Origin of the sequence: Oceanimonas pelagia (genome assembly GCF_030849025.1) — a bacterium.
Lineage (GTDB): Bacteria > Pseudomonadota > Gammaproteobacteria > Enterobacterales > Aeromonadaceae > Oceanimonas > Oceanimonas pelagia.
Genome location: NZ_CP118224.1, coordinates 3,003,181 through 3,025,492, shown reverse-complemented (window position 1 = coordinate 3,025,492; position 22,312 = coordinate 3,003,181). Strand labels below are relative to the sequence as shown.

The window sequence follows — 22,312 nt, the reverse complement described above, 5'->3', positions numbered from 1 at the left end:
ACATCACGTCTACAGGAGTTTTCATGCACATCAAGGTTCGAAAAAAGTCGGCGCTGAAGGAGCACCAGGTCACGCCCGAAGGCGTTTACCGGCAGCGGCGGCGCATTATTCAGGGACTGGGACTGGGGCTGGGGGCGGCCGCGTTCAGCCTGCCTGCCGGCGCCAATGTGCTCGGCAACCTGCTGGGCAAGAACGAGGCCGCCGCGTCCTCGAACCAAATGCCGCTGACCTTTGACCGGCCCGAGGCCTACCGGCCGGCGCTGACCCCCACCGCCGAAAAGGTGGCCACCAGCTACAACAACTTCTACGAGTTCGGTACCGACAAGTCGGACCCCCTGCGCTACGCCCAGGGGCTGAAAACCCGGCCCTGGACCATAGAGATAGATGGTGAAGTGGACAAGCCGCAAACCCTGGATGTGTGGGCCTGGCTGGAAAAGCAACGGCTGGAAGAGCGCATCTACCGCCACCGCTGCGTGGAGGCCTGGTCCATGGTCATTCCCTGGCTGGGCGTACCCCTGGCCGGCATCATCAAGGCGGCCAACCCCACCTCCCGGGCGAAATATGTGGCCTTTGAAACCCTGTACGATCCCGAGCAGATGCGCGGTCAGGCGTCCCGCTATATAGGCGGGGGCATTGATTACCCCTATGTGGAAGGGCTGCGTATCGACGAGGCCATGAACCCCCTCAGCCTGCTGGTGGTGGGCATGTACGGCAAGACCCTGCCCAACCAGAACGGCGCCCCGGTGCGGCTGGTGGTGCCCTGGAAGTATGGCTTCAAGGGCATCAAGTCCATCGTGCGGATTACCCTTACCGAGCGCCAGCCGCCCTGCACCTGGAACCAGCTGGCTTCCTACGAATATGGTTTTTATGCCAACGTGAACCCCAATGTGGACCATCCGCGCTGGAGTCAGGCCAGTGAGCGGGTGATTGGCGAAGGTGGCCTGTTCGGCAGCCAGCGCCAGCCTACCCTGATGTTCAACGGCTATGAGGAAGAAGTGGCCTCGCTCTACGCCGGCATGGATCTGAGGAAGTTCTACTGATGCGGATAGACGCTTCCGCCCTGCGCCGGCTGCGGGTGCTGGTACACGGGCTGGCCGTGCTGCCGCTGCTGTGGCTGCCCTGGGGCTTTGCCGCCGGCCACTTCAGTGCCGATCCCGTGCCCGAGCTGCTGCACTATCTCGGCATCTGGGCCCTGCGTCTGCTGCTGCTGACCCTGTGCATTTCCCCCCTGGCCAAACGCTTTCGCCTCGGGCCCCTGGTACGGCTGCGCCGGGCAGTGGGGCTCTGGTGTTTCGCCTATGCCAGCCTGCACCTGCTGGCCTGGGTGCTGCTGGATTTGCAGCTGGCCTGGGGCCTGATTGGCGAGGAGATCGTCAAGCGCGGCTTTATTACTCTGGGCATGGCGGCCTGGGGAGTGCTGCTGTTGCTGGCCATCACCTCCACTCAAGGGTGGCAGCGTCGTCTGGGTGCGCACTGGCAACGCCTGCACAACTGGATTTACCCCACTGTGCCGGTGGTGTGCGTGCATTTCTGGTGGTCGGTCAAGTCGGGCTGGATTGAGCCCCTGGCCTATCTGCTGGCGGGGCTGTTCTTGTTGTTGCTGCGCCGGGACAAGCTGACCCGGCCGTGGCGGTGAAGCCGCTGTTTTTGGTGTTGCCGGGTTTTCCGTTACACTGGCGGCCGTTAATTTTTCTGCCGCCATGGAGTAACCGATGGACGATCAACTGTGGGCCCTGTGCTTTCTCGATGAGGGGGTGGCACTGTCCATCATCAGCCGCAAGGAAACCCGCTGCCAGTGGCTGGCCGGCGAAGAGCAGGCCAGAGCATTCATCCTGACCGACTACCTGCACCATGTGGCCGAGCTGGGGGAGCTGGATCCGGATCAGCATATTGCCGCCCGGGAGCGCTTTGAACTGCTGATGGAGCAGTTTCCCGATCCCCAGGTGCTCACCGAATACCTCAACGATCTCACCTCCGGGCTGACCCGCATCGTCTGGTTCGGCCCGCTTGCGGCCCTGGCCGAGGACTACTCCGACTTCGCCCTAGCCCTGCGGGCTCACTACTGGGACGAATACGGCGAAGGCGACGAAGACCCGGTCACGCCGGTGCCCGAGGCCGACTGGCCCTATCTGGTGGAAGCCATGGACGATTTTCTGCTTAACGAGGACTACTGAGCCGGGTAGCGGAATGATCCTCTATATCGCCGAAAAACCCAGCCTGGCCCGGGCCATGGCCGAGGTGCTGCCCAAGCCCCAGCAGAAGGGCGACGGTTTTATTCGCCTGGCCAATGGCGATGTGGTGACCTGGTGTATCGGTCACCTGCTGGAGCAGGCCGAGCCCGACGTCTACGACCCCGCCTTCAAGCAGTGGCGGCGTGAGCACCTGCCCATTATTCCCGACGACTGGAAGCTGGTGCCCAGGCCCAAGACCAAAAAGCAGCTGGCGGTGGTTAAAAAGCTGCTCAAGGAGGCCGACACCATAGTGCATGCCGGCGACCCGGACCGCGAAGGCCAGTTGCTGGTGGATGAAGTCATCAGCTACTGCAAGGTGCCCGCCGCCAGGCGGGAGGCGGTGCAGCGCTGTCTTATCAGCGACCTCAACCCGGTGGCAATGAAAAAATCCCTGGCCGCCCTCAAACCCAACACCGACTTTGTGCCCCTGTCGGTCTCCGCCCTGGCCCGCTCCCGGGCCGACTGGTTGTACGGCATCAACATGACCCGGCTTTGCACCCTGGCCGGGCGCAGTGCCGGCTACAACGGCGTGCTCTCGGTGGGCCGGGTTCAGACTCCGGTGCTGGGGCTGGTGGTGCGCCGGGACCGGGACATCGCCGACTTTCAGCCCAAGCCCTTTTATGAGGTGCAGGCGCTGCTGCTCACCGCGGGCGACGAGCAGTTTCGTGCCAAGTGGCAACCCAGTGAGGCCTGCCAGCCCTGGCAGGACGAGGAGGGCAGGGTGCTGTCCCGGCGGTTGGCGGAAAACGTCATTCGCCGCATTACCGATCAACCCGGCCGGGTGCTGTCCGCCGACAGCAAGCGCCAGCGCATCGCGCCGCCGCTGCCCTACAACCTGTCGGCGCTGCAGATTGACGCCGCCCGCCGCTTTGGCCTCAGCGCCAAGCGGGTGCTGGATGTGTGTCAGGGCCTGTACGAGCGGCACAAGCTCATTACCTACCCCCGCTCCGACAACCGCTACCTGCCTGCCGGGCATTTTGGGGAAGGGCCGGCGGTGCTGGCGGCCATCGCCGCCGTCTGTCCGTCGCTGGCTTCGGCCACGACCCAGGCCGACACCGGCATACGGGGCCGGGCCTGGAACGACGGCAAGGTGGAAGCCCATCACGCCATTATTCCCACCATCCGCAAAACCGACGGTAGCCGGTTGTCGGAAGACGAGCGCCGCATCTACGAGCTGGTGGCCCGTCAGTACACCGCCCAGTTTTACCCCCATCAGGAGCTGGATGAAAAGAAGCTGGAGGTGGAGGTCGCCGGCGGCCGCTTTCTGGCCAGGGCCCGGCAGCAGCGCGTGGCGGGCTGGAAGGCGTTGTTTGCCCAGGGCAGGGAGGAACAACAGGACGACGACGAGTTGCAGTCGCACCTGCCGGCATTAACGGCGGGGGACAGGGTGCACTGCCTGCGCGGTGAGTTGCAGGAAAAACAGACGCAAGCCCCCCGGCCCTTTACCGATGCCACCCTGCTCTCGGCCATGACCCATATTGCCCGCTATGTCACCGACAGTGAGCTGAAAAAGATCCTGCGCGACACCGACGGCCTGGGCACCGAGGCGACCCGGGCGGGCATTATCGAGCTGCTGTTCAGCCGGGGTTTTCTCGAGCGCCGAGGCCGGCAGATCCATGCCACCGAGGCCGGTTGTCGTCTGATAGACAGCCTGCCCGAGTCGGCCACCACCCCCGATATGACTGCCCGCTGGGAAGCGGTGCTTGATGCCATCAGCCGCAAGCAGGCGGGCTACCGCCAGTTTATGGAGGAACTGCAGGGTCAGCTGCCGGTACTGATAGACAGCCTGCGGCCCGAATCCTTTCGCGGCCTGCAGGGCGGCAAGCCGCCGCGTCCGCGCAGGGCCGCGAGTAAGGGCCTGCGCCGGGCCAAGGCCTGAGCCCCGGCGAGCGACATAGCCGGCAACCATTGACCATGATGGGAGGGCTGTATCATCAGGGAACCATAGAAAAAGCGCCCCTTCATGGGGCGCAAGACAGGTATACAGTGACGGGCAAATTAAGCGTGTTTCAGCTTTTTCCTGGCCGATGATTTATCGGTGGCAGCCAGACGGTTGAAGAGCAGTGGGCTGGCCAAAGACAGGGCCGCCATTGCCAGCAGTGAGGCACTGATGGGTTGAGTGATAAAGATATCGTAACTGCCTTCCGACATGAGCAGAGCGCGCCTGAAGTTTTCTTCCAGAATACCGCCCAATACCAATGCCAGAATGATCGGCGTTACCGGGAAGTGGTACTTTTTCAGTGCATATCCAAGCAGGCCAAAGCCAAACATCACCCACACATCGACCAGGCTGTTGTTGTAGCCGTAGGCACCAACCACTGAAATGGTCGCGATGACCGGAAGCAGTAATGACTTGGGTGCAGAGATCACTTTAACCCAGAGTGGTACGCCGATGATGCCAAACACTAGCTGGGCGATACAGGCAACAAACAGGCCGGCGAAAATGCCGTAGACCACTTCGCCATTGGTTTGGAACAATAACGGACCGGGCTGAATGTCGTGCAGCATCAGTGCTCCTATCAGCACGGCAGCGGTGGCAGAACCCGGTATGCCCAGGGTCAGTAAGGGTACCAGGGAGCCGCCAACAACGGCATTGTTACCGGCTTCGGGTGCCGCAACTCCTTCCAGGCACCCCTGACCGAATTCCTCTTTCTTGCGGGAGAAGCGCTTGGTCTCGTTGTAACAAATAAAGGAGGCGATGGTTGCACCGGCGCCGGGCAGAACGCCAATGATCGAACCCAGCAGAGAAGAGTGCAGGTAGACCTTCCACATTCCTAACAGACGGCGAAGCTTGGGCATGGCGAAGCTGAGTTTGATCGACTGGGCACTGTTCATTGCCTTCTCTATGCCCGTAAAGACCGAAGCCATGGCAAACAATCCGATCAACGCGGGAATAAAGCTGATGCCATCCATGAGCTTGGGAATGCCAAAGGTGAAGCGCTCTTCGCCAGTAAAGGGATCCAAGCCAATGCTCTTCAGGAACAGGCCGAGAAACATGACTATAAAGCCCTTCATCAGGTTATCGCTGGCCAGGCTCGCGATAATGGTCAGGCCGAACACTGCCAGGGCAAAATACTCGGGGGCGCCAAATGAAAGCGCTACTTGTGCCAGGGGCTCCGAGAACGCGAACAGCACCACGGCACCTATCATGCCGCCAATACTGGAGGCGACCACCGAGGTGGTTAATGCCAGGCCGGGTTGACCGCGTTTGGTGAACTGGTAACCGTCGATCATGGTGGCCGCCGCGGCAGGTGTTCCGGGGGTGCCAATGGCAATGGCAGTAATCGAGCCACCGTATTCACCAGCCAGGTAGACCGATACCAGCAGCAGCACGCTGACTACCGGATCCATGCCAAAGGTAAAGGGCACCATGAGCGCCACGGCGGTAGAAGCGGACAAGCCGGGCAGTACACCACAGAGAATGCCAATGATGACACCGGCGACAATGGCGGTGAGTGCCGGCAGGGTGGCAATGGTGGAAAAGCCGAGAATCAGGTTATCAAGCATGGTTCAATCCCCCAAAAAGCCGGCGGGCAAAGGAATGTTAAGTACAAGATCGAAGATCCCGTAAAGGGCGGCAGTGACGCCGCAAACGCTAATCATAATCAGGCGAAGATTGCGGAACCCGGCCAGCAAGGGAAGCACCAGCAGCAGTGCCGGTGTTAGTACGAAATAGCCGACAAGATCCACAAGCGCGATATAGCCGGCAATGACGGCGATCACAGATAGGCCCTTGAGTGGGAAGTGCGCGATTCGGTCTGCATCACTTCGATTGGGCTTGAGAATTAGAACCAGGCTGAACAGCATAAGACACAGCAGCAGAATTCGAGGATAGGTGGACGCGGCCAGCTCTCCCGGGGAGCCGGGTTCATCCAGACCACCGATCAAAGCATAAAGAATGGCGCTGGCCGTGATCAGCAGCAGGGCGAAGAAGCGATCGGATCCCAATGTGTGGATTAGTTTGCTCATGATCAGATACTCCGGTTAGGGATAGCGCTATCCGGCTTGGAATAGCGCTGTCGGGGTGATCAGTTAGGGGTCTGGGAGACCACCAGCTCACCAAACTTGTCGCTGGGCAGGTAGCCGTTATACATGTTGCTTCCTGCCAAGAATTTCTCGAACTCGGGTTCGGCGACGACTTGTTCGATCATCTTGTTCAGTTTGGCTATCACCTCGTCAGGAACATCCTTGGAGGCCATCACACCGCGCCAGTGCTCGGTAACGATGTCATAGCCTTGCTCGGTCAGGGTCGGGGAGGCCTCAAAGGGCTCGAAACGTTCATCGGAGGCCACTGCCAACACCTTCAGCTTGCCGGCTTCAAAATTAGCCAACATCTCGCTGGGGTTGGCCAGTGCTACGTCGATGTGGCCACCCAGCACGGCGATCACCGGCTCGTTTCCGCCCTTGTAAGGAATGTAATTGAGGTCGATATTAGCCTTGGCCTCCAGCTCCTTTACCAGTCCTTCGTCTACCGACTTGGTGCTGTAACCGCCGATCTTCACCTTGTTGGGGTGGGCCTTGGCGAATGTCACCAGGTCGGCCACGGTATTGAAAGGGCTGTCCTGGGCCACGGTGATCACAAAGGGGTCCTTCACCACCCGACTGACATATTTAAAGCTGTCGATGGCGATCCTGTCGCCAGTCTTCTTGAGGCGTTCGGTCATGCTGCGGGTATTGGTCATGATGACGTGACCATCGGCCTTCTGATTAAGTACATAGCTCATTGCCACCTTGCCCTCGGCGCCTTTTTTGTTGACCACGACAATTGGCTGACCCAGGTATTTTTCGCCCAGTTTGGCGATGTAGCGAGCCATCAGGTCATGGCCCGAACCCGCACTGGACCAGCAGACGATGGTGATAGGCTTTTCAGGGTAACTTGCCATAACGGGGGTTGAAATGGCGGCACTCAGGGACAGGGCAAAGGCTGCAAGGGCGGTTTTGATCTTCATGTCTGAATTCCTTATCAGTTATGTTTTGATCAGATCGTCACGGGGAGGGCCACCCTCCCCAAAAGTACTTTTTAACGGTTGGGTTGTATCAAGGCTGCCAGCACGGCGGTGTCTTCAAGGTCCAGTACCTTCCAGGCCGCGGCCATCAGCGCATTGATTTCGATATTGTTTAAGGTGCCTTCGCAACACCCTCTGGCCTTGTTTTCCACTTCGTCGTCGGTCATGGGGTTGTCGGGGCCTCCGCGGTAGCGCTCGTCAGCATCACCCTGCACACAACGGCCATCCTTGAGCTGGATTTCGATGCTGGAGCGCATCTTGTCAAAGCCCATGGACTCGATCTCGGCATCGAAGCGAGTTTCTATTTGACGTTGCATCTGTTGCATGGCCTCACTCTGCACAAACTCATCCTCAAACTCGATTTTGCCTGCCTTGCGGTTGAGGGCAACCATGGCCAGTACTGCCGGGAGTGAGAATTTGGCTTCCAGGTGGTTGCTGGCGATGGGATAGCGAATCGGGTTCAGGATGTTGCTGCCGGCACGAACGATCACTCGTTCGATGGTCTCGGGCTTGATGTCCTGCTCTGTGACCAATTTGACCATCAGATCGATGGTGGGGTGGGTAAGTACGCCACAGGGATAAGGCTTAATACTTACCCCCGGCTCGATGATGGACCAGGGGTGGCCGAAATTTTGTTCTGCCAGCTTGTGGGCGGTGACCCCGCCTCCCTGGACAGCAAAGAATCCCCAGGGCCCGTCCAGAGCGGCTTTGTCTGCGCTGTAACCCTTTGCAGCCATCAGTGCTGCGGTGACGCCGTTTTCGGCTGCTCGGCCCACGTGCAAGGGTTTGGTCATAGTGCCAAAGTTACAGCGAATGCCGGCGGCAAAGGACGCGGCAAGGCCAAGGCCGTGACGAAGTTGATCTCCTTTCAGGCCGAGCAGTTTGGCCGCCGAAGAGAAAGCGCCGAAAGTGCCCACGGTACCACTGGAGTGAAATCCACGCTTATAGTGCTGGGAGAACATCCATTCAGAGATCTTGGCTTCCACCTCGAAACCGGTCAGAAAGGCGAGCATGAAATCCTGGCCGGATACGTTCCCCAGCTTCTGTGCCATGGTCAGGGTGGCAGTCAGGGGAGGAATAGTAGGGTGGGTCAGCAGCCCATAGACGTGGTCAGGGTCCTTGCTTACCTGAGAGTCGTCCCAATCGTGGGCATGACCTGCAGTACCCAGAATCCGTGCGGCCAGAGGAGCTGGAACCCGAGTGGCGCCGTGACCGAGTAGCAGGGCATCGGCGACACCACCGGTTTCCGCGGCAAGCTCCGCCTGAATCACAGTGGTTTCGTGATCACTGCCTGCTACGTATAGACCCAGGCCATCGACCAGGCAACGAATGCCTATGTGCATGGCTTCGTCCGGGATCTGATCAAATCTGACGGTTTCGATAAACCGGGCAGCATCTTCGGTGATATGGGTGTTTTCGGGTACGTCCACGAACTGGTTACGCTGGATAGACATTAGAATAGTACTCCTGAGTTTTTCTGTCGTCTGTCGACAGATATGTTAAGCAAACGTAATCTCAACTTCAGTGATGATATCGAAGGTGTTACTTGATGGGCGTGCCAAGCAGGACTAATTTGGCCTCTTCTACGTGGCTGCGGGCCAGTATGGCGGCTCGTTCGGCATCACGGCGGCTGATGGCTGCGTAGATTTCTTCGTGTTGCATCAGTGACCGTTCCAGCCGATCCGGTTTGGATAGGGTCTTCTGGCGAAACAGGGAGAGTTTTTTGAATACCATCTCATACAGATCCGCCAGGGCCGTACTGCCGGACAGCTGAACAATCTGATGGTGAAATTTGAGGTTGGTGGTGAAATATTCGGTAGACGCTTGCTTGCTGGCGTAGCCCCGCATTTGTTCAACCAGTTCGGCCAGGCTGGCGAGCCCTTCCTCATTGGCACGTTGGCTGGCCTGCTCTGCGGCCAAGGCATCGAGCACGCCACGGATTTCGTACAGCTCCACTGCCTCTGTCAACAACACTTGGCGCACATAGGTGCCTTTACCGGTGCGTATTTCCACCATGCCAAACTGTGCAAGCTGACGCAGGGCTTCGCGAATCGGTGCGCGGCTAATTTGCAGAGTCGCGGAAAGATTACTTTCGTTGATCCTTTCCCCGGGCTGAATCTGGCCGGAGAGAATCATCAGCTCAAGTTTTTCTCCAACCATTTTGCTCAGGGATTGGTTTTTGAGGCTTTGCAGCTTGTCGGTAAAGAGTTCTTGTTCCATGGTGTTGCATCTTTGTTTTCAGTCGTCTGTCGACAGTGTAATATCTAATGGATTTTAATGTAAACCAATTGTTTCCAAAAGATCTGGTATTCACCGACCACCGGATTAGGTGTTTACTCTAATACATTGAAAATAAGGTGCTTAATGGAATTGCTTGCCTCGTTGTTATTGTCGCCGCTGGATGCGGCCAGCACCCTTACCTTGCTCATCCTCAGTGCGGTTACCTCCTGTGTTTCGGCATTGCTGGGATTTGGGGGAGGGGTTTTGTTACTGGTGGTGATGGCCAATTTGATCGATCCGATAAGCCTGATCGCAGTGCATGGATTGGTGCAGCTAGGCTCCAATGCGAGCCGTATCTATGCATACCGTTATGATCTGGCGTTGTCTTTTACTAAAACTTACCTGCTGGGCGCGTTAATGGGAGCGTTGGTCGCGACGATGGTTGTTGCCCAATTACCACCCAGCCTGCTGTTATCTGCCGTCGGCTTATTTGTGCTCGTGTCCGCATGGTTGCCCACTGGGGTGCCGATTCGTGAAACCCGCAGCCAGATCCTTGGGGCTGGCGCAGGAGTGACCTTTCTGTCGATGTTTGTCGGTTCCACCGGGCCGTTAATGGCCTCAATCATGAAGGGCCTGAATTTCTCCAAAGCGACGTTTGTCGGCACCATAGCGGTCTGCCTTCTGGGACAGAACCTGATGAAAACGCTGGTGTTTGGCTCGTTGGGATTTGATCCATTTCAGTGGCTGCCGCTGGTAGTGATGATGATATTCACGGGTTTTATCGGCACTTGGCTGGGGGCTCGTCTGATGGGGCGGCTGAATGAACAGCGTTTCGGATTAATACTCAAATGGGCCATGACCCTGATAGCCATCAAGTTGTTAGGTGAGTCGTTTTTATCAGAGGTTCCACTCTTTGGATGATGGTGGTCGACTGTGGCCGACGCGGGGCACAGGCCTGAGTGAGCTATGCTTAGGCTTTCACTCTTCAGCGGAAAGCCTGCATGAAATCCCGCCTGTTTTTTCCGTTATTCGCGTTGTTGCTGGCCGGTTGTGGCATGAGTGCCGGTGAGCAACAGCAGGCCGGCTATGCCGCCCGGCTGGCGGGGGATGACGCCGCCGCCTTTGGCCATTATCGCGAGGCCGCCACCAGCGCCGATCAGCCCGAGGCCCGCTACCGGCTGGCGCAGCTGTATCTGCAAGGCCAGGGCACGGCGGCAAATACCACCGAGGCCATTCGCTGGCTGGAGCGGCTGAGCGACAGCGAGGATGCTCGCTGGCAGGCTCGGGGGCATCGGCTGCTGGGAGAAATTTATGCCGGTGGTCACGATCCCACGGTCAGGGATCGCGAGCGGGCAGCGCGGCACTTTTCCGCCTGTGCCCGGTTGGGGGATGACGACTGCGTGCGCGAGCAGGCGTTGCTGACGCCGCCGCGGCTACAACTGGTGTCGAATACGGGTCAGGCCCAAACGGCCGCCACCCTCTATGATGAGCGGGGCGCGGCGGTATACAAGGTGGTGGTCTATGAACAGCTGGGGGCGGGGCTGGAGCCCCTGACCCTGGGCTCGGCGGTGGCCATCGATCCCTACCGGGCGGTAACCAGTTACCATCAGGTGGCCGCCGGCGGCGTGCCGGTGACCCTGGCCCGGCAGGATGGCCAGCCGGTACGTGAAGCCGACATTCTGGTATGGCGGGTGCTGTATACGGATCCGGTGCGGGATCTGGCACTGCTGACCCTGCAAGACGGCGGCCGGCTCGATTACACCAGCCGTGCTCGTTCGGTGGAGCGGCTGCAGGTGGGGGAAAAGGTGTTTGCCATCGGCGCCCCGGCCGGGCTCGACAAAACCCTGACCGAAGGCATTGTCTCCGCCCGGCGCAGCGAAAACGGGGTGCGCCTCATTCAGACCACGGCACCCATCAGTTACGGCTCGTCCGGGGGCGGCCTGTTTGATGAGGGCGGCAACCTGGTGGGCATTACCACCAAGGGGGTGACCGCCTGGGGCAACTTCAACTTTGCCGTGGCCGCCGACGAAATCCAGGCCTTTCTGGCGGAAAGTGCTTCTCCCTGAATTACCCGCAGGCGCAGCCTTGGTGACAGGAAGCAACAACAGGGATTACCGTAGCCGACCGTCAAATGCCAGGGAAGGCATTTGCCGAGCGTCACATGGAGGTGCTCGAAGCGTGTCGGCGCAGGTAACCCTGCTGGTGCTTCCCGCGACGGGCTCAAAGGTTTAATAAGCCAGCTGGCCGTCCCAGTCTCTATGATTAAAGACCTGCCCCTGCACGCGGACGGTTTCCAGCGCATCCAGATCCAGCTCCGCCACCACCCAGCCGGGCCGGTTGAGTTCACCCTGCACCAGAATGCCGTCGTCGGGATAGCCGTAGTCCACCGGGGTGTAAATGGCAGCGCGGCCGGTGTTCACATCCACCGCTTCCGACCAGGGCGCTTCACCTATGGTGGGAGACTGGGCCACGAAACACTGGTTTTCCAGCGCCCGGGCCTGGCTGCCGATGCGTACCCGGTTAAATCCCGCTTCGGTGTCGGTACAGCTGGGCACCAGGATCAGCCTCGCGCCGGCTTCCACCTGGCGGCGCACGATCAACGGAAACTCGCTGTCGTAGCACACCGCCACGCCCACCTTGCCAAAGGCGGTGTCGAGCACTTTGATGGTGTCTCCGGCGCCAATGTGCCACTGCTCCTTTTCAAAGCGGGTCATCTGCAGCTTGTCCTGCCAGTCGTGGCTGCCGTCGGGGCGAAACAGGTGGGCGCGGTTGACAAAGCGGCCATCGTCGAGGCGCACCGGAATGGTGCCCGCCAGAATATGCAGGTCGTGCTGCTTGGCCCGGCCGGAAAAGTAAGCGATAAAGTCCGGCAGCAGGCTCTGCATGGCGTCGAGCTGGGCGCTCAGGGAGCGGTAGACGGTTTCGTCAAACAGCGAGGCCAGCTCCATGGAAAAATATTCCGGCAGCAGCACAAAGCTGGCATCTTGCGCCAGGGCGTCGGCCAGCAGCCGGTCCAGCTTGTGCTCAAAGGCGGACCAGCTGCCGAGAAAGTCGATGGCATACTGGGCGCAGGCCAGCACCAGGGGCCGGGTCATGGGGTTGCCTCCAGGGATTTCAGGTAAAACTGCATGGGCTTGGTGGTCTCCGTGGGGTGATCCCGGTCCTTCCAGCGAAACCGGGTGACGAGGCCGGGCTCGGGCCGATAACCGAAACGGGCCCAGATCTCGGTGAGCGGGCGGTAATCGGCGGGTTTCAGCGGATGATGGTCCGGGCGCACCACGGCGCAGAAGGCGGCGGTATCAAAGCCCAGCTTGCCGGCATGGGCTTCCCGGCCGTCAAAAAAGGCCCGGTACAGGCCGCGGCCCCGGTACTCGGGCAGCAGTACCGACTCGGCGCAGTAGAAAATGCGGTCTTCGTTCAGGCCGGCGGCGACAAAGGGGGCGCGGAATTCGTCCACCTCTTCGGCCAGGGGCAGGCCGGTGGAGGCGCCCACCACCCGGTCACCGTCCAGCGCCAGCACGCAGACGCTGCGCTCGCACCGGGTGTAGGTGGCGAGGTAGTTCATCTCGTAGTCCAGACTGCCGTCGTAGAGATAGGGGTACTCCCGGAACACGCCGATGCGCAGGTCGGCCAGGGCCGGCAGCCAGGGGGCGAGTTGCTGACCGGTAACGGTATGAAGGCGCAGGCTCATTGGCCGACCTGGGCAATCCAGTCGTTGAGGTTGTAGTAGTTGCTGATGCGCGCCACCTTGTTGTCCCGAATTTCGAAAAAGGCGCCGGCGGGCAGGCGGTAGCGCTGGCCGCTGGCCTGGGGCAGGCCGTCGTCGGTGTTGAGGTATTCCCCCAGCACCACAAACTCGGCGGCGGCACGGTCGCCGGCCTCGTTGACCATGATCACCATGTCCACCAGTTGCTCTTTATAGTGGTGGTTCATGCGCTCCATAAAGGTCGCAAAGGCGGCCTTGCCGGTTTCGCGGCTGCCCTGATTGATGTCGTGCACCACATCCTCGGTCAGCAGGGCGAGAAAGGCATCCATATTGCCTTCGTTAAAGGCGCGGTAATAGTCCTGGATCAGTTGTTCGCTGTGGGCTCGGCTCATGGGGTTGGCTCCTGATGCAATGGGCCCCCGATTTCAGGGCAAATGCGGGTGTGAATCAAGAGCGGGGCCCCTCTGGTTGTGGTAAATCACTTTTTCCACTGAGTAATAACCCCGGGCTATCGAGGCCGGTTAACCCTGCCGGCGTCTTGGGGTACACTGCTCCGGCATTTTTTCAGGACTCATCACCATGCCCAGCGACGCCCATTCCCTTTTTCCCTTTAACACCTTTGGCCTGCGGCAACAGGCCGACGAGGTGGTGATTTTGCAGCACCGCAGCCAGCTGGCGGCACTGGCCCGCCACAGCGGCCCCCGGCTGATGGTGGGGGAAGGCTCCAACCTGCTGTTCACCGCTCCCTTTAACGGCCAGGTGGTGGTGAACCGGCTGTCGGGCATTGAGGTCACCGAGACCGACGACGCCTGGCGGCTGACGGTGCAGGGTGGTGAAAACTGGCACCGGCTGGTGTGTTATTGCCTGGCGCACGGCATGCCGGGCCTGGAAAACCTGGCATTGATCCCGGGCACCGCCGGCGCCGCACCCATTCAGAACATCGGCGCCTACGGCGTGGAGTTTTCCCGCTTCTGCGAGCAAGTGGAAAGCCATGACTGGCACAGCGGCGAGATTCACCACTGGCCGGCGGCAGAATGCGCCTTTGGTTATCGCGACAGCGTGTTCAAGCATGGCGCCCGCCATCATCTGATCCTGTCGATTACCCTGCGCCTGCCCAAGGCCTGGCAGCCGGTGCTGGGTTACGGCCCGCTGGCGGCGCTGGGCGAGGGCGCCACCGCGCAGCAGGTGTTTGAGCAGGTGTGTGCCACGCGCCGTGCCAAGCTGCCGGATCCCGCCGAGCTCGGCAATGCCGGCAGCTTTTTCAAGAACCCCAAGGTCAGCCGGGCCCGGGCCGACGCCCTGCAACTGGCCTGGCCCGGGCTGCCGGTGTACCCGGCGGAGCAGGGGCTGGTGAAGCTGGCCGCGGGCTGGCTGATCGACCAGGCCGGGCTCAAGGGCACTTGTGTAGGCGGCGCTGCGGTGCATGAGCAGCAGGCGCTAGTGCTGGTAAACCGGGGCGGGGCTACCGCCGAAGACGTATTGCGGCTGGCAGCGCTGGTGCGGGAACGGGTCAGCGACCGCTTTGGCGTGGTGCTGGAGCCGGAAGTACGCATGATCGGCGCCGACGGCGAAACCCATCTGGACGAGGCGCTGTCATGGCTGAACTGACGCCGTTGCGCGAGGCGCTGTTGCGCCACCTGGCCGACGGCCAGTTTCATTCCGGTGAACAGCTGGGGGAAGTGCTGCACGTGAGCCGGGCGGCGGTAAGCAAGCATGTGCAGGCGCTGAAAAGCCTGGGCCTGGATATTTACAGCGTCAGCGGCAAGGGTTACCGGCTGGCGGTGCCCTTGCAGTTGCTTGATGCCGAACGGCTGGCGCATGCACTGGCACCGGCACGGGTGGAAGTGGTGCCGGTGATCGGCTCCACCAACCAGCACTGGCTGGAGTCGGTGGCGGGGCTGAACAAGGGCGATCTGTGCCTGGCGGAGTGTCAGACCTCAGGCCGGGGGCGGCGGGGGCGCAGCTGGATCTCTCCCTTTGGCGGCCAGCTTATCATGAGCATGTATTGGCGGCTGGAGCAGGGTATGGCGGCGGCCATGGGGCTCAGCCTGGTGGTGGGCATTGCCGTGGTCGAGGCCCTCGAGGCCGCGGGCTTTGGCGGCGTGGCGCTGAAGTGGCCCAACGACCTTTATCTGAATGGCCGCAAGCTGGCGGGCATTCTGGTGGAAATGTCGGGCACCGCCGGCGGTCCCTGCCACCTGGTAATTGGCATGGGTCTGAACCTGGTGTTGCCCGCCACCGAGCAGAACAGAATCACCCAGCCCTGGGCGGAGCTGGCTGAACTGGGCGACATCAGCGATCGCAATGCCCTGGTGATCGCCCTGGCCAGGGGCCTGCGGCAGGCGCTGGTGCGCTTTGAGCAGGAAGGCATTGCCGGTTTTCGCGAGCGCTGGAACCGGCTCGACCATTTCAACGGCAAACCGGTGCGGGTATTGATGGGCGAGCAGGAAATACACGGCACCGCCCGGGGCATCGACGAGCAGGGTGCCCTGCTGCTGGAGCTGGAAAGCGGCGAGCTCAAGCGCTATCTGGGTGGAGAAATCTCCCTGCGCGGCGAACAGCAGGGAATAGGGAATAGGGAATAGCCAATCCCCAGTCCCGATTCCCCAATCCCGTTTTTATTTCTTGAGGCGTATCTGCTCTATCTGGTGATCCTGGCCCTTGGTCAGGATCAGCTCGGCCCGGTCCCGGGTGGGCAGTATGTTCTGCTTCAGGTTCTTGTAGTTGATCTCCTGCCAGATGCGGCTGGCGGTGGCCACCGCTTCTTCCTCGCTCAGACAGGCATAATGGTGAAAGTAGGACTCGGGATCGGCAAAGGCGCCGGAGCGCAGTTTGAGGAAGCGCTCCACGTACCAGGTTTTCAGTAGCCGCTCGTCGGCATCCACATAAATGGAAAAGTCCACGAAGTCCGACACGAATACCCGGTGGGGGTCGTGAGGATAGTCCATGCCGCTCTGCAACACGTTCAGCCCTTCGATAATGACAATGTCGGCCTGCTCCACCGCCACTTCCTGGCCGGGCACGATGTCGTAGGTGAGGTGGGAATAGACGGGGGCCCGCACGTCCTGTCTGCCCGATTTGATATCCGACACAAACTGCACCAGCCGGCGCATGTCGTAGGACTGGGGAAAGCCCTTTTTTTTCATCAGGCCGCGGCGTTCCAGCTCGGCATTGGGATACAGAAAGCCGTCGGTGGTCACCAGGGTCACGCGGGGATGCTGGGGCCAGCGCTCCAGCAGCGCCTGCAGAATGCGCGCCGTGGTGCTCTTGCCCACCGCCACCGAGCCGGCGATGCTGATCACATAGGGCACATGATGAGGCTCGTTACCGAGAAACTGATCCAGCACCCGGCTGCGCCGCTGTTTGGCCTTGACATAAAGGTTGAGCAGCCGGGACAGGGGCAGGTAAATGTCCCGCACCTCGGCCAGTGAAACCCGGTCGTTCATGCTGCGCAGGCGCGCCAGTTCTTCTTCGCTCAGGGGCAGTTGCACGGACTCGCGCAGCTCTGACCAGGCCTGACGGGAAAAGGCCAGGTAGGGAGATTGAGTATCTGTCTTCATCAAGGGTGTCCTGTGAGTCGCCGCCCGACCTTACACCAAAGCCCGCCTGTTCAACAAGGCAATGGCGCCCCCGCCATTGGTCGTAACGTGAGCTGTCTCCCATCCCGGCGGCGACCAATGGATAAACGGATGCTGCTTTTTTGCACGGTTGAGCGCCGGGGTGAAAAAACTTGGTCAAAGGGTGTTGCATAGAGCCGTGGCCTTGCCATAGAATTCGTCCCGCTCGTGTGCCGGCATAGCTCAGTTGGTAGAGCAACTGACTTGTAATCAGTAGGTCGAGGGTTCGACTCCTTCTGCCGGCACCATTTAAAATCTGGAGGGGTTCCCGAGTGGCCAAAGGGATCAGACTGTAAATCTGACGGCTCCGCCTTCGCTGGTTCGAATCCAGCTCCCTCCACCAGTTTCCAGTGTTCGTCCCCGACGGGCATTGAAAAAAGCGGTTTGAGGTCGTTCAGGTAAAGACCACCGCGGGCATCGTATAATGGCTATTACCTCAGCCTTCCAAGCTGATGATGCGGGTTCGATTCCCGCTGCCCGCTCCAGTGCTGATATAGCTCAGATGGTAGAGCGCACCCTTGGTAAGGGTGAGGTCCCCAGTTCGATTCTGGGTATCAGCACCACTTCTTTACTCAGGCACCCTCAAGCCTTTTTTGTTATATACTTCCTACTTGCGATTCGCGTGGTATAGCTCACCACCCAACCAGTTAGAGGGACGAGCATGTCTAAAGAAAAATTTGAACGTACAAAACCGCACGTTAACGTTGGTACCATCGGCCACGTTGACCACGGTAAAACGACCCTGACCGCTGCCATCACCAACGTCCTGGCCAAGAAATTCGGTGGTGCTGCCCGCGCGTTCGACCAGATCGACAACGCTCCGGAAGAAAAGGCCCGTGGTATCACCATCGCCGCTTCCCACGTTGAGTACGACACCGAAACCCGTCACTACGCTCACGTTGACTGCCCCGGCCACGCCGACTACGTGAAAAACATGATCACCGGTGCTGCCCAGATGGACGGCGCGATCCTGGTAGTTGCCGCCACCGACGGCCCCATGCCGCAAACCCGTGAGCACATCCTGCTGGCTCGCCAGGTAGGCGTTCCTTACATCATCGTGTTCATGAACAAGTGCGACATGGTTGATGACGAAGAGCTGCTCGAACTGGTTGAGATGGAAGTTCGTGAACTGCTGTCCGAGTACGATTTCCCGGGCGACGACATTCCGGTTATTCAGGGCTCTGCTCTGAAGGGCCTGGAAGGCGATGCTCAGTGGGAAGAGAAAATCCTGGAACTGGCCGCCGCTCTGGATTCCTATATCCCCGAGCCCGAGCGTGCCGTTGACGGTGCCTTCCTGCTGCCGATCGAAGACGTATTCTCCATCCAGGGTCGTGGTACCGTTGTTACCGGTCGTGTAGAGCGCGGTATCATCAAGGTGGGTGAAGAAGTTGAAATCGTGGGTATCAAGGACACCACCAAGACCACCTGTACCGGCGTTGAAATGTTCCGCAAGCTGCTGGACGAAGGCCGTGCCGGTGAGAACGTAGGTGTTCTGCTGCGTGGTACCAAGCGTGAAGACGTTGAGCGTGGTCAGGTTCTGGCCAAGCCGGGCACCATCACTCCGCACACTCGTTTCGAGTCCGAAGTGTACGTACTGTCCAAGGACGAAGGTGGCCGTCACACTCCGTTCTTCAAGGGCTACCGTCCGCAGTTCTACTTCCGTACCACCGACGTGACCGGTACCATCGAACTGCCGGAAGGCGTTGAAATGGTTATGCCCGGCGACAACATCAAGATGGATGTGAACCTGATCGCCCCCATCGCGATGGAAGAAGGTCTGCGTTTCGCCATCCGTGAAGGTGGCCGTACCGTTGGTGCCGGCGTAGTAGCCAAAATCATCGAGTAATAGCGCTTACAATCGCGTCACAAAGCCCCTATAATAGGGGCTTTGTTGTATTAGGGGCGTAGTTCCAATTGGTAGAACGGCGGTCTCCAAAACCGACGGTTGGGGGTTCGAGTCCCTCCGCCCCTGCCACTTACCTCGCCGTCGGCGGGGTTTTTGCGTCTGTAACGGACTCGGAATATTTAGACAGGTAGCTTATGAGTGCAAATACCGAGAGCCAGGGCGGGGCGAAAGATACCCTGCTGTGGGGTCTGGTTTTCATTATTCTGATCGCAGCCGTGGTCGCCAACTATCTTTACAGTGACCTGGCGGTCTTCATTCGCGCTGCCGGCGTGGTAGTGGCAGTGGGTGTTGCCGGTGTGCTGGCATACCAGACCAAAAAGGGGCAAAGCAGCTTTGCCTTTGCCCGCGAGTCGCGTCTGGAAATGCGCAAGGTGGTGTGGCCCACTCGCCAGGAGAGCATTCAGACCACGCTGATCGTACTGGCCGTCACCGCCCTGGTTGGCCTGTTTCTGTTTTTGCTGGATGGCCTGCTGGTATGGCTGGTCAACCTGGTTACCGGAGTATAAGGATTCACCATGTCAGAACAAAGAATGCGTTGGTATGTGGTCCAGGCGTTTTCCGGATATGAAGGCCGCGTAGCCAAGTCGCTGCGTGAACATATCAAGATGCACGGCATGGAAGATCAGTTCGGCGAAGTGCTGGTACCCACCGAGGAAGTGGTGGAAATGCGCGCCGGCCAGAAGCGCAAGAGCGAACGCAAGTTTTTCCCCGGTTACGTGCTGGTGCAGATGCTGATGAACGATGCCACCTGGCACCTGGTGCGCAGCATCCCCCGCGTGATGGGCTTTATCGGCGGTACTCCCGAGCGTCCGGCGCCGATCTCCGACAAGGAAGCCGATGCCATCCTCAATCGCCTGCAGGACGCGGTGGACAAGCCGAAACCCAAGACCCTGTTCGAACCGGGCGAAGTGGTGCGGGTGTCCGATGGTCCCTTTGCCGATTTCAACGGCGTGGTGGAAGAAGTGGATTACGAAAAGAGCCGGGTCAAGGTGTCCGTGCTGATCTTTGGCCGCTCCACCCCGGTGGAGCTGGAGTTCGGTCAGGTGGAAAAAACCTGAGCATAATTCGAGCGTCATGCTTGAGCGGGGCGGCAAATTGCACTACAATTTGCCGCCCTTTTATTGTTGGGGAGCCGTTAGAGGAGCACTGCTCCGAGGCGTTAACACCCATTTTTGAGGTAATTATCAATGGCTAAAAAAGTACAAGCGTACATCAAGCTGCAGGTTGCGGCTGGTGCAGCTAACCCGAGCCCGCCCGTAGGTCCTGCCCTGGGTCAGCACGGTGTTAACATCATGGAATTCTGTAAGGCGTTCAACGCCCGTACAGACAGCCTGGAAAAAGGCTCTCCGATCCCGGTTGTTATCACCGTATACAGCGATCGCTCCTTCACCTTCGAAACCAAGACTCCGCCCGCCGCCTTCCTGCTGAAGAAGGCTGCCGGTGTCAAGTCCGGTTCCGGTGTACCCAACAAGACCAAGGTTGGCACCGTAACCCGCGCCCAGCTGGAAGAAATCGCCACTGTCAAGGCTCCGGACATGACCGGTGCCGACATCGACGCCCGCGTGCGTTGCCTCGAAGGTTCTGCCCGTTCCATGGGCCTGGTAGTGGAGGGCTGAGACCATGGCTAAACTGACCAAGCGTATGCGTACCATCCGTGAGCGTGTAGATGCCACTCGCGAGTACGAAATCAACGAAGCCATCGCCCTGCTGAAGGAACTGGCCACCGCCAAGTTCGTTGAAAGCATCGACGTAGCCGTTAACCTGGGCATCGACGCCCGTAAATCCGACCAGAACGTACGTGGCGCCACCGTGCTGCCCCACGGTACCGGTCGTGACGTACGTGTTGCCGTGTTCACCCAGGGCGCCAACGCCGAAGCCGCCAAGGCTGCCGGTGCCGACCTGGTAGGTATGGAAGATCTGGCCGAGCAGGTTAAGGCCGGCGAGCTGAACTTCGACGTGGTTATTGCTTCTCCCGACGCCATGCGCGTTGTGGGCATGCTGGGCCAGATCCTGGGTCCGCGTGGCCTGATGCCGAACCCGAAGGTTGGCACCGTGACCCCGAACGTGGCCGAAGCCGTGCAGAACGCCAAGGCCGGTCAGGTGCGCTACCGTAACGACAAGAACGGTATCATCCACACCACCATCGGCAAGGCCGACTTCGATGCGGACAAGCTGAAAGGCAATCTGGAAGCCCTGCTGGGCGCCCTGAAGCGTGCCAAGCCCGCTTCTTCCAAAGGCCAGTACATCAAGAAAGTCAGCCTGTCCACCACCATGGGTGCCGGTCTGGCCATTGATCAGTCCGGTCTGGATGTTGCTTAATTAAGCATTTACAAGGCGCGGGGTTTTTCGTAGAATTTTGCGCCTTGTTATTTGGTTGGGGGCTTCGACTCCCGTCCAAGACCGCTGGAGCCGCAAGGCTTAATGTTCCAGCGTAGATGGTGCCGGGACCCAGTTAGAAAGCATTTTCCTTTCTTCTGGAATTCGCCACCTTGGTGCCTCTGTTACAGAGGCGTGTGTTTAATCTGGGAATTTCCCAGGTGGAATCCAGGAGTTTAGCCAATGGCATTAAGACTCGACGACAAAAAAGCAATTGTTGCTGAAGTCAACGAAGCTGCCAAGGGCGCCCTGTCTGCAGTCGTTGCCGATTCTCGCGGCGTGACCGTAGCTGCCATGACCACCCTGCGCAAGCAAGCCCGTGAAAACGGTATCTACCTCAAGGTAGTCCGTAACACTCTGGCTCGCCTGGCAGTGGAAGAGACCGATTATGAATGCCTGAAAGAGGTATTCGTTGGTCCTACCCTGATCGCGTTTTCCAACGAACACCCGGGCGCTGCCGCTCGTCTGTTCAAGGACTTTGCCAAAGAGCAGAGCGCGTTCGAGGTGAAAGGTCTGGCTTACGAGGGCGAATTTATCCCCGCGGCCGACATTGACCGCCTCGCCAAGCTGCCGACTTACGACGAAGCAATTGCGAAGCTGATGGCGACCATGAAAGAAGCCTCCGCTGGCAAGCTGGTTCGTACCTTCGCTGCCCTGCGCGACAAGAAAGAAGCCGAAGCCGCCTAAGGCGCTGCTGGCTGCTTGATTACCGTATACTTCAGAACATTAGGAATTTGAGTCATGTCTATCACTAAAGACCAAATCATCGAAGCCGTTGCAGAAATGTCTGTAATGCAGGTTGTTGAACTGATCGAAGCCATGGAAGAGAAGTTCGGCGTTTCTGCCGCTGCTGCCGTAGCCGTAGCCGGTGACGCCGGTGCTGCTGCTGCCGAAGAGCAGACTGAGTTCGACGTAATCCTGACCGCTGCCGGTGCCAACAAGGTTGCCGTTATCAAGGCCGTTCGCGGCGCCACCGGTCTGGGCCTGAAAGAAGCCAAGGGCCTGGTTGAGTCCGCTCCTGCCGCTGTTAAAGAGCAGCTGAGCAAAGGCGAAGCCGAAGCACTGAAGAAAGAACTCGAAGAAGCCGGTGCTTCTGTTGAGCTCAAATAAGCTAGACTATAGCTTAGCGGCCTGAGCAATCGGGCTAGGGCTGGTGAATCTTTATTCACCGGCCCTTTTGCGCTGTGGGATGAGGGGAATTTTCACGTCGTTTTAGCCTCTCGTTGTTCCAGCCACCGAGTGTTGTCGAG

Annotated in this window: 24 protein-coding genes and 5 tRNA genes; 20 read left to right on the top strand and 9 right to left on the bottom strand. The window is 59.5% G+C overall.

From position 1 onward, the window contains the following. Positions 1-23 precede the first annotated feature (23 nt). From msrP to PU634_RS14425, 4 genes are all read left to right on the top strand, one after another. Positions 24-1,040, top strand: coding sequence for a protein-methionine-sulfoxide reductase catalytic subunit MsrP (msrP, locus tag PU634_RS14440; protein WP_306761468.1), 1,017 nt, complete (start codon positions 24-26; stop codon positions 1,038-1,040). Then, positions 1,040-1,636 (top strand): protein-methionine-sulfoxide reductase heme-binding subunit MsrQ, encoded by a 597-nt coding sequence (gene msrQ, locus PU634_RS14435; protein ID WP_306761467.1) that lies wholly within the window; start codon positions 1,040-1,042, stop codon positions 1,634-1,636. The genes msrP and msrQ overlap by 1 nt, the downstream gene beginning before the upstream one ends. A gap of 76 nt (positions 1,637-1,712) precedes the next feature. Then, positions 1,713-2,174, top strand: a complete 462-nt coding sequence (locus tag PU634_RS14430; protein ID WP_306761466.1) for a hypothetical protein — start codon at positions 1,713-1,715, stop codon at positions 2,172-2,174. Positions 2,175-2,187: 13 nt separating this feature from the next. Continuing rightward, positions 2,188-4,110 (top strand): DNA topoisomerase III, encoded by a 1,923-nt coding sequence (locus tag PU634_RS14425; RefSeq protein ID WP_306761465.1) that lies wholly within the window; start codon positions 2,188-2,190, stop codon positions 4,108-4,110. A 119-nt stretch (positions 4,111-4,229) separates the two neighbouring features. Here the strand turns inward: PU634_RS14425 and PU634_RS14420 are convergent, their stop codons facing one another. The 5 genes from PU634_RS14420 to PU634_RS14400 all read right to left on the bottom strand — a co-directional run bounded on the left by PU634_RS14420 (position 4,230) and on the right by PU634_RS14400 (position 9,457). Beyond that, positions 4,230-5,738 carry a tripartite tricarboxylate transporter permease gene (locus PU634_RS14420; protein ID WP_306761464.1) on the bottom strand — a complete coding sequence of 503 codons (1,509 nt, stop codon included), beginning with the start codon at positions 5,736-5,738 and terminating at the stop codon, positions 4,230-4,232. Between the two features lie 3 nt (positions 5,739-5,741). Next, a complete protein-coding gene (locus tag PU634_RS14415) occupies positions 5,742-6,200 on the bottom strand; it encodes a tripartite tricarboxylate transporter TctB family protein (RefSeq protein WP_306761463.1) in 459 nt (152 codons plus the stop codon). 59 nt (positions 6,201-6,259) lie between these two features. Then, entirely contained in the window at positions 6,260-7,180 is a 921-nt protein-coding gene (locus tag PU634_RS14410) for a tripartite tricarboxylate transporter substrate binding protein (protein WP_306761462.1), read from the bottom strand. A 71-nt stretch (positions 7,181-7,251) separates the two neighbouring features. After that, a complete protein-coding gene (locus PU634_RS14405) occupies positions 7,252-8,691 on the bottom strand; it encodes an MmgE/PrpD family protein (protein ID WP_306761461.1) in 1,440 nt (479 codons plus the stop codon). An 88-nt stretch (positions 8,692-8,779) separates the two neighbouring features. Further along, the gene (locus PU634_RS14400) at positions 8,780-9,457 is read right to left on the bottom strand and encodes a GntR family transcriptional regulator (protein WP_306761460.1); all 678 of its coding nucleotides are present in this window, start codon (positions 9,455-9,457) and stop codon (positions 8,780-8,782) included. Between the two features lie 144 nt (positions 9,458-9,601). Between PU634_RS14400 and PU634_RS14395 the strand changes: the two genes are divergently transcribed. Together PU634_RS14395 and PU634_RS14390 are read left to right on the top strand one after the other, a co-directional pair. After that, positions 9,602-10,378, top strand: coding sequence for a sulfite exporter TauE/SafE family protein (locus PU634_RS14395; protein ID WP_306761459.1), 777 nt, complete (start codon positions 9,602-9,604; stop codon positions 10,376-10,378). Between the two features lie 80 nt (positions 10,379-10,458). Then, positions 10,459-11,523 carry a trypsin-like peptidase domain-containing protein gene (locus tag PU634_RS14390; RefSeq protein ID WP_306761458.1) on the top strand — a complete coding sequence of 355 codons (1,065 nt, stop codon included), beginning with the start codon at positions 10,459-10,461 and terminating at the stop codon, positions 11,521-11,523. Positions 11,524-11,685: 162 nt separating this feature from the next. Here the strand turns inward: PU634_RS14390 and PU634_RS14385 are convergent, their stop codons facing one another. Genes PU634_RS14385 through PU634_RS14375 form a run of 3 tightly spaced genes read right to left on the bottom strand, consistent with a single transcriptional unit; the run spans position 11,686 to position 13,555 of the window. After that, on the bottom strand, positions 11,686-12,552 hold the full coding sequence (locus PU634_RS14385; protein ID WP_306761457.1) for a carbon-nitrogen hydrolase family protein: 867 nt from the start codon (positions 12,550-12,552) through the stop codon (positions 11,686-11,688). Continuing rightward, on the bottom strand, positions 12,549-13,148 hold the full coding sequence (locus tag PU634_RS14380; protein ID WP_306761456.1) for a GNAT family N-acetyltransferase: 600 nt from the start codon (positions 13,146-13,148) through the stop codon (positions 12,549-12,551). Before PU634_RS14380 ends, PU634_RS14385 begins: the two co-directional genes overlap by 4 nt. Further along, positions 13,145-13,555 (bottom strand): ketosteroid isomerase-related protein, encoded by a 411-nt coding sequence (locus tag PU634_RS14375; RefSeq protein WP_306761455.1) that lies wholly within the window; start codon positions 13,553-13,555, stop codon positions 13,145-13,147. Before PU634_RS14375 ends, PU634_RS14380 begins: the two co-directional genes overlap by 4 nt. Before the next feature lie 187 nt (positions 13,556-13,742). On the opposite strand from PU634_RS14375, the gene murB reads away from it, so the two are divergent. Both murB and birA read left to right on the top strand, forming a co-directional pair. Next, on the top strand, positions 13,743-14,771 hold the full coding sequence (murB, locus tag PU634_RS14370) for a UDP-N-acetylmuramate dehydrogenase (RefSeq protein ID WP_306761454.1): 1,029 nt from the start codon (positions 13,743-13,745) through the stop codon (positions 14,769-14,771). Continuing rightward, positions 14,759-15,748 carry a bifunctional biotin--[acetyl-CoA-carboxylase] ligase/biotin operon repressor BirA gene (gene birA / locus PU634_RS14365; RefSeq protein WP_306761453.1) on the top strand — a complete coding sequence of 330 codons (990 nt, stop codon included), beginning with the start codon at positions 14,759-14,761 and terminating at the stop codon, positions 15,746-15,748. Before murB ends, birA begins: the two co-directional genes overlap by 13 nt. Positions 15,749-15,781: 33 nt before the next feature. Here the strand turns inward: birA and coaA are convergent, their stop codons facing one another. After that, a complete protein-coding gene (gene coaA, locus PU634_RS14360; RefSeq protein WP_306761452.1) occupies positions 15,782-16,723 on the bottom strand; it encodes a type I pantothenate kinase in 942 nt (313 codons plus the stop codon). A 229-nt stretch (positions 16,724-16,952) separates the two neighbouring features. On the opposite strand from coaA, the gene PU634_RS14355 reads away from it, so the two are divergent. The 12 genes from PU634_RS14355 (at position 16,953) to rplL (ending at position 22,172) form a co-directional block, all read left to right on the top strand. After that, a tRNA-Thr gene (locus PU634_RS14355) sits at positions 16,953-17,028 on the top strand. Between the two features lie 10 nt (positions 17,029-17,038). After that, a tRNA-Tyr gene (locus tag PU634_RS14350) sits at positions 17,039-17,123 on the top strand. Between the two features lie 67 nt (positions 17,124-17,190). After that, positions 17,191-17,265 (top strand) — tRNA-Gly (locus tag PU634_RS14345). Positions 17,266-17,267: 2 nt separating this feature from the next. Further along, positions 17,268-17,343, top strand: a tRNA-Thr gene (locus tag PU634_RS14340). 98 nt (positions 17,344-17,441) lie between these two features. Further along, positions 17,442-18,626 carry an elongation factor Tu gene (gene tuf, locus PU634_RS14335; protein ID WP_306761451.1) on the top strand — a complete coding sequence of 395 codons (1,185 nt, stop codon included), beginning with the start codon at positions 17,442-17,444 and terminating at the stop codon, positions 18,624-18,626. A gap of 52 nt (positions 18,627-18,678) precedes the next feature. After that, positions 18,679-18,755: transfer RNA gene (locus tag PU634_RS14330), tRNA-Trp, on the top strand. Between the two features lie 65 nt (positions 18,756-18,820). After that, on the top strand, positions 18,821-19,192 hold the full coding sequence (gene secE / locus PU634_RS14325; RefSeq protein WP_306761450.1) for a preprotein translocase subunit SecE: 372 nt from the start codon (positions 18,821-18,823) through the stop codon (positions 19,190-19,192). Positions 19,193-19,201: 9 nt separating this feature from the next. Next, entirely contained in the window at positions 19,202-19,744 is a 543-nt protein-coding gene (gene nusG, locus PU634_RS14320; RefSeq protein ID WP_306761449.1) for a transcription termination/antitermination protein NusG, read from the top strand. 129 nt (positions 19,745-19,873) lie between these two features. After that, positions 19,874-20,302, top strand: coding sequence for a 50S ribosomal protein L11 (gene rplK / locus PU634_RS14315; protein ID WP_306761448.1), 429 nt, complete (start codon positions 19,874-19,876; stop codon positions 20,300-20,302). Positions 20,303-20,306: 4 nt separating this feature from the next. Continuing rightward, on the top strand, positions 20,307-21,005 hold the full coding sequence (gene rplA / locus PU634_RS14310) for a 50S ribosomal protein L1 (protein ID WP_306761447.1): 699 nt from the start codon (positions 20,307-20,309) through the stop codon (positions 21,003-21,005). A 240-nt stretch (positions 21,006-21,245) separates the two neighbouring features. Continuing rightward, positions 21,246-21,749: a 50S ribosomal protein L10 gene (rplJ, locus tag PU634_RS14305; RefSeq protein WP_306761446.1), complete on the top strand. Its 504-nt coding sequence runs from the start codon at positions 21,246-21,248 to the stop codon at positions 21,747-21,749. Between the two features lie 54 nt (positions 21,750-21,803). After that, positions 21,804-22,172: a 50S ribosomal protein L7/L12 gene (gene rplL / locus PU634_RS14300; protein ID WP_306761445.1), complete on the top strand. Its 369-nt coding sequence runs from the start codon at positions 21,804-21,806 to the stop codon at positions 22,170-22,172. Positions 22,173-22,312 lie beyond the last annotated feature (140 nt).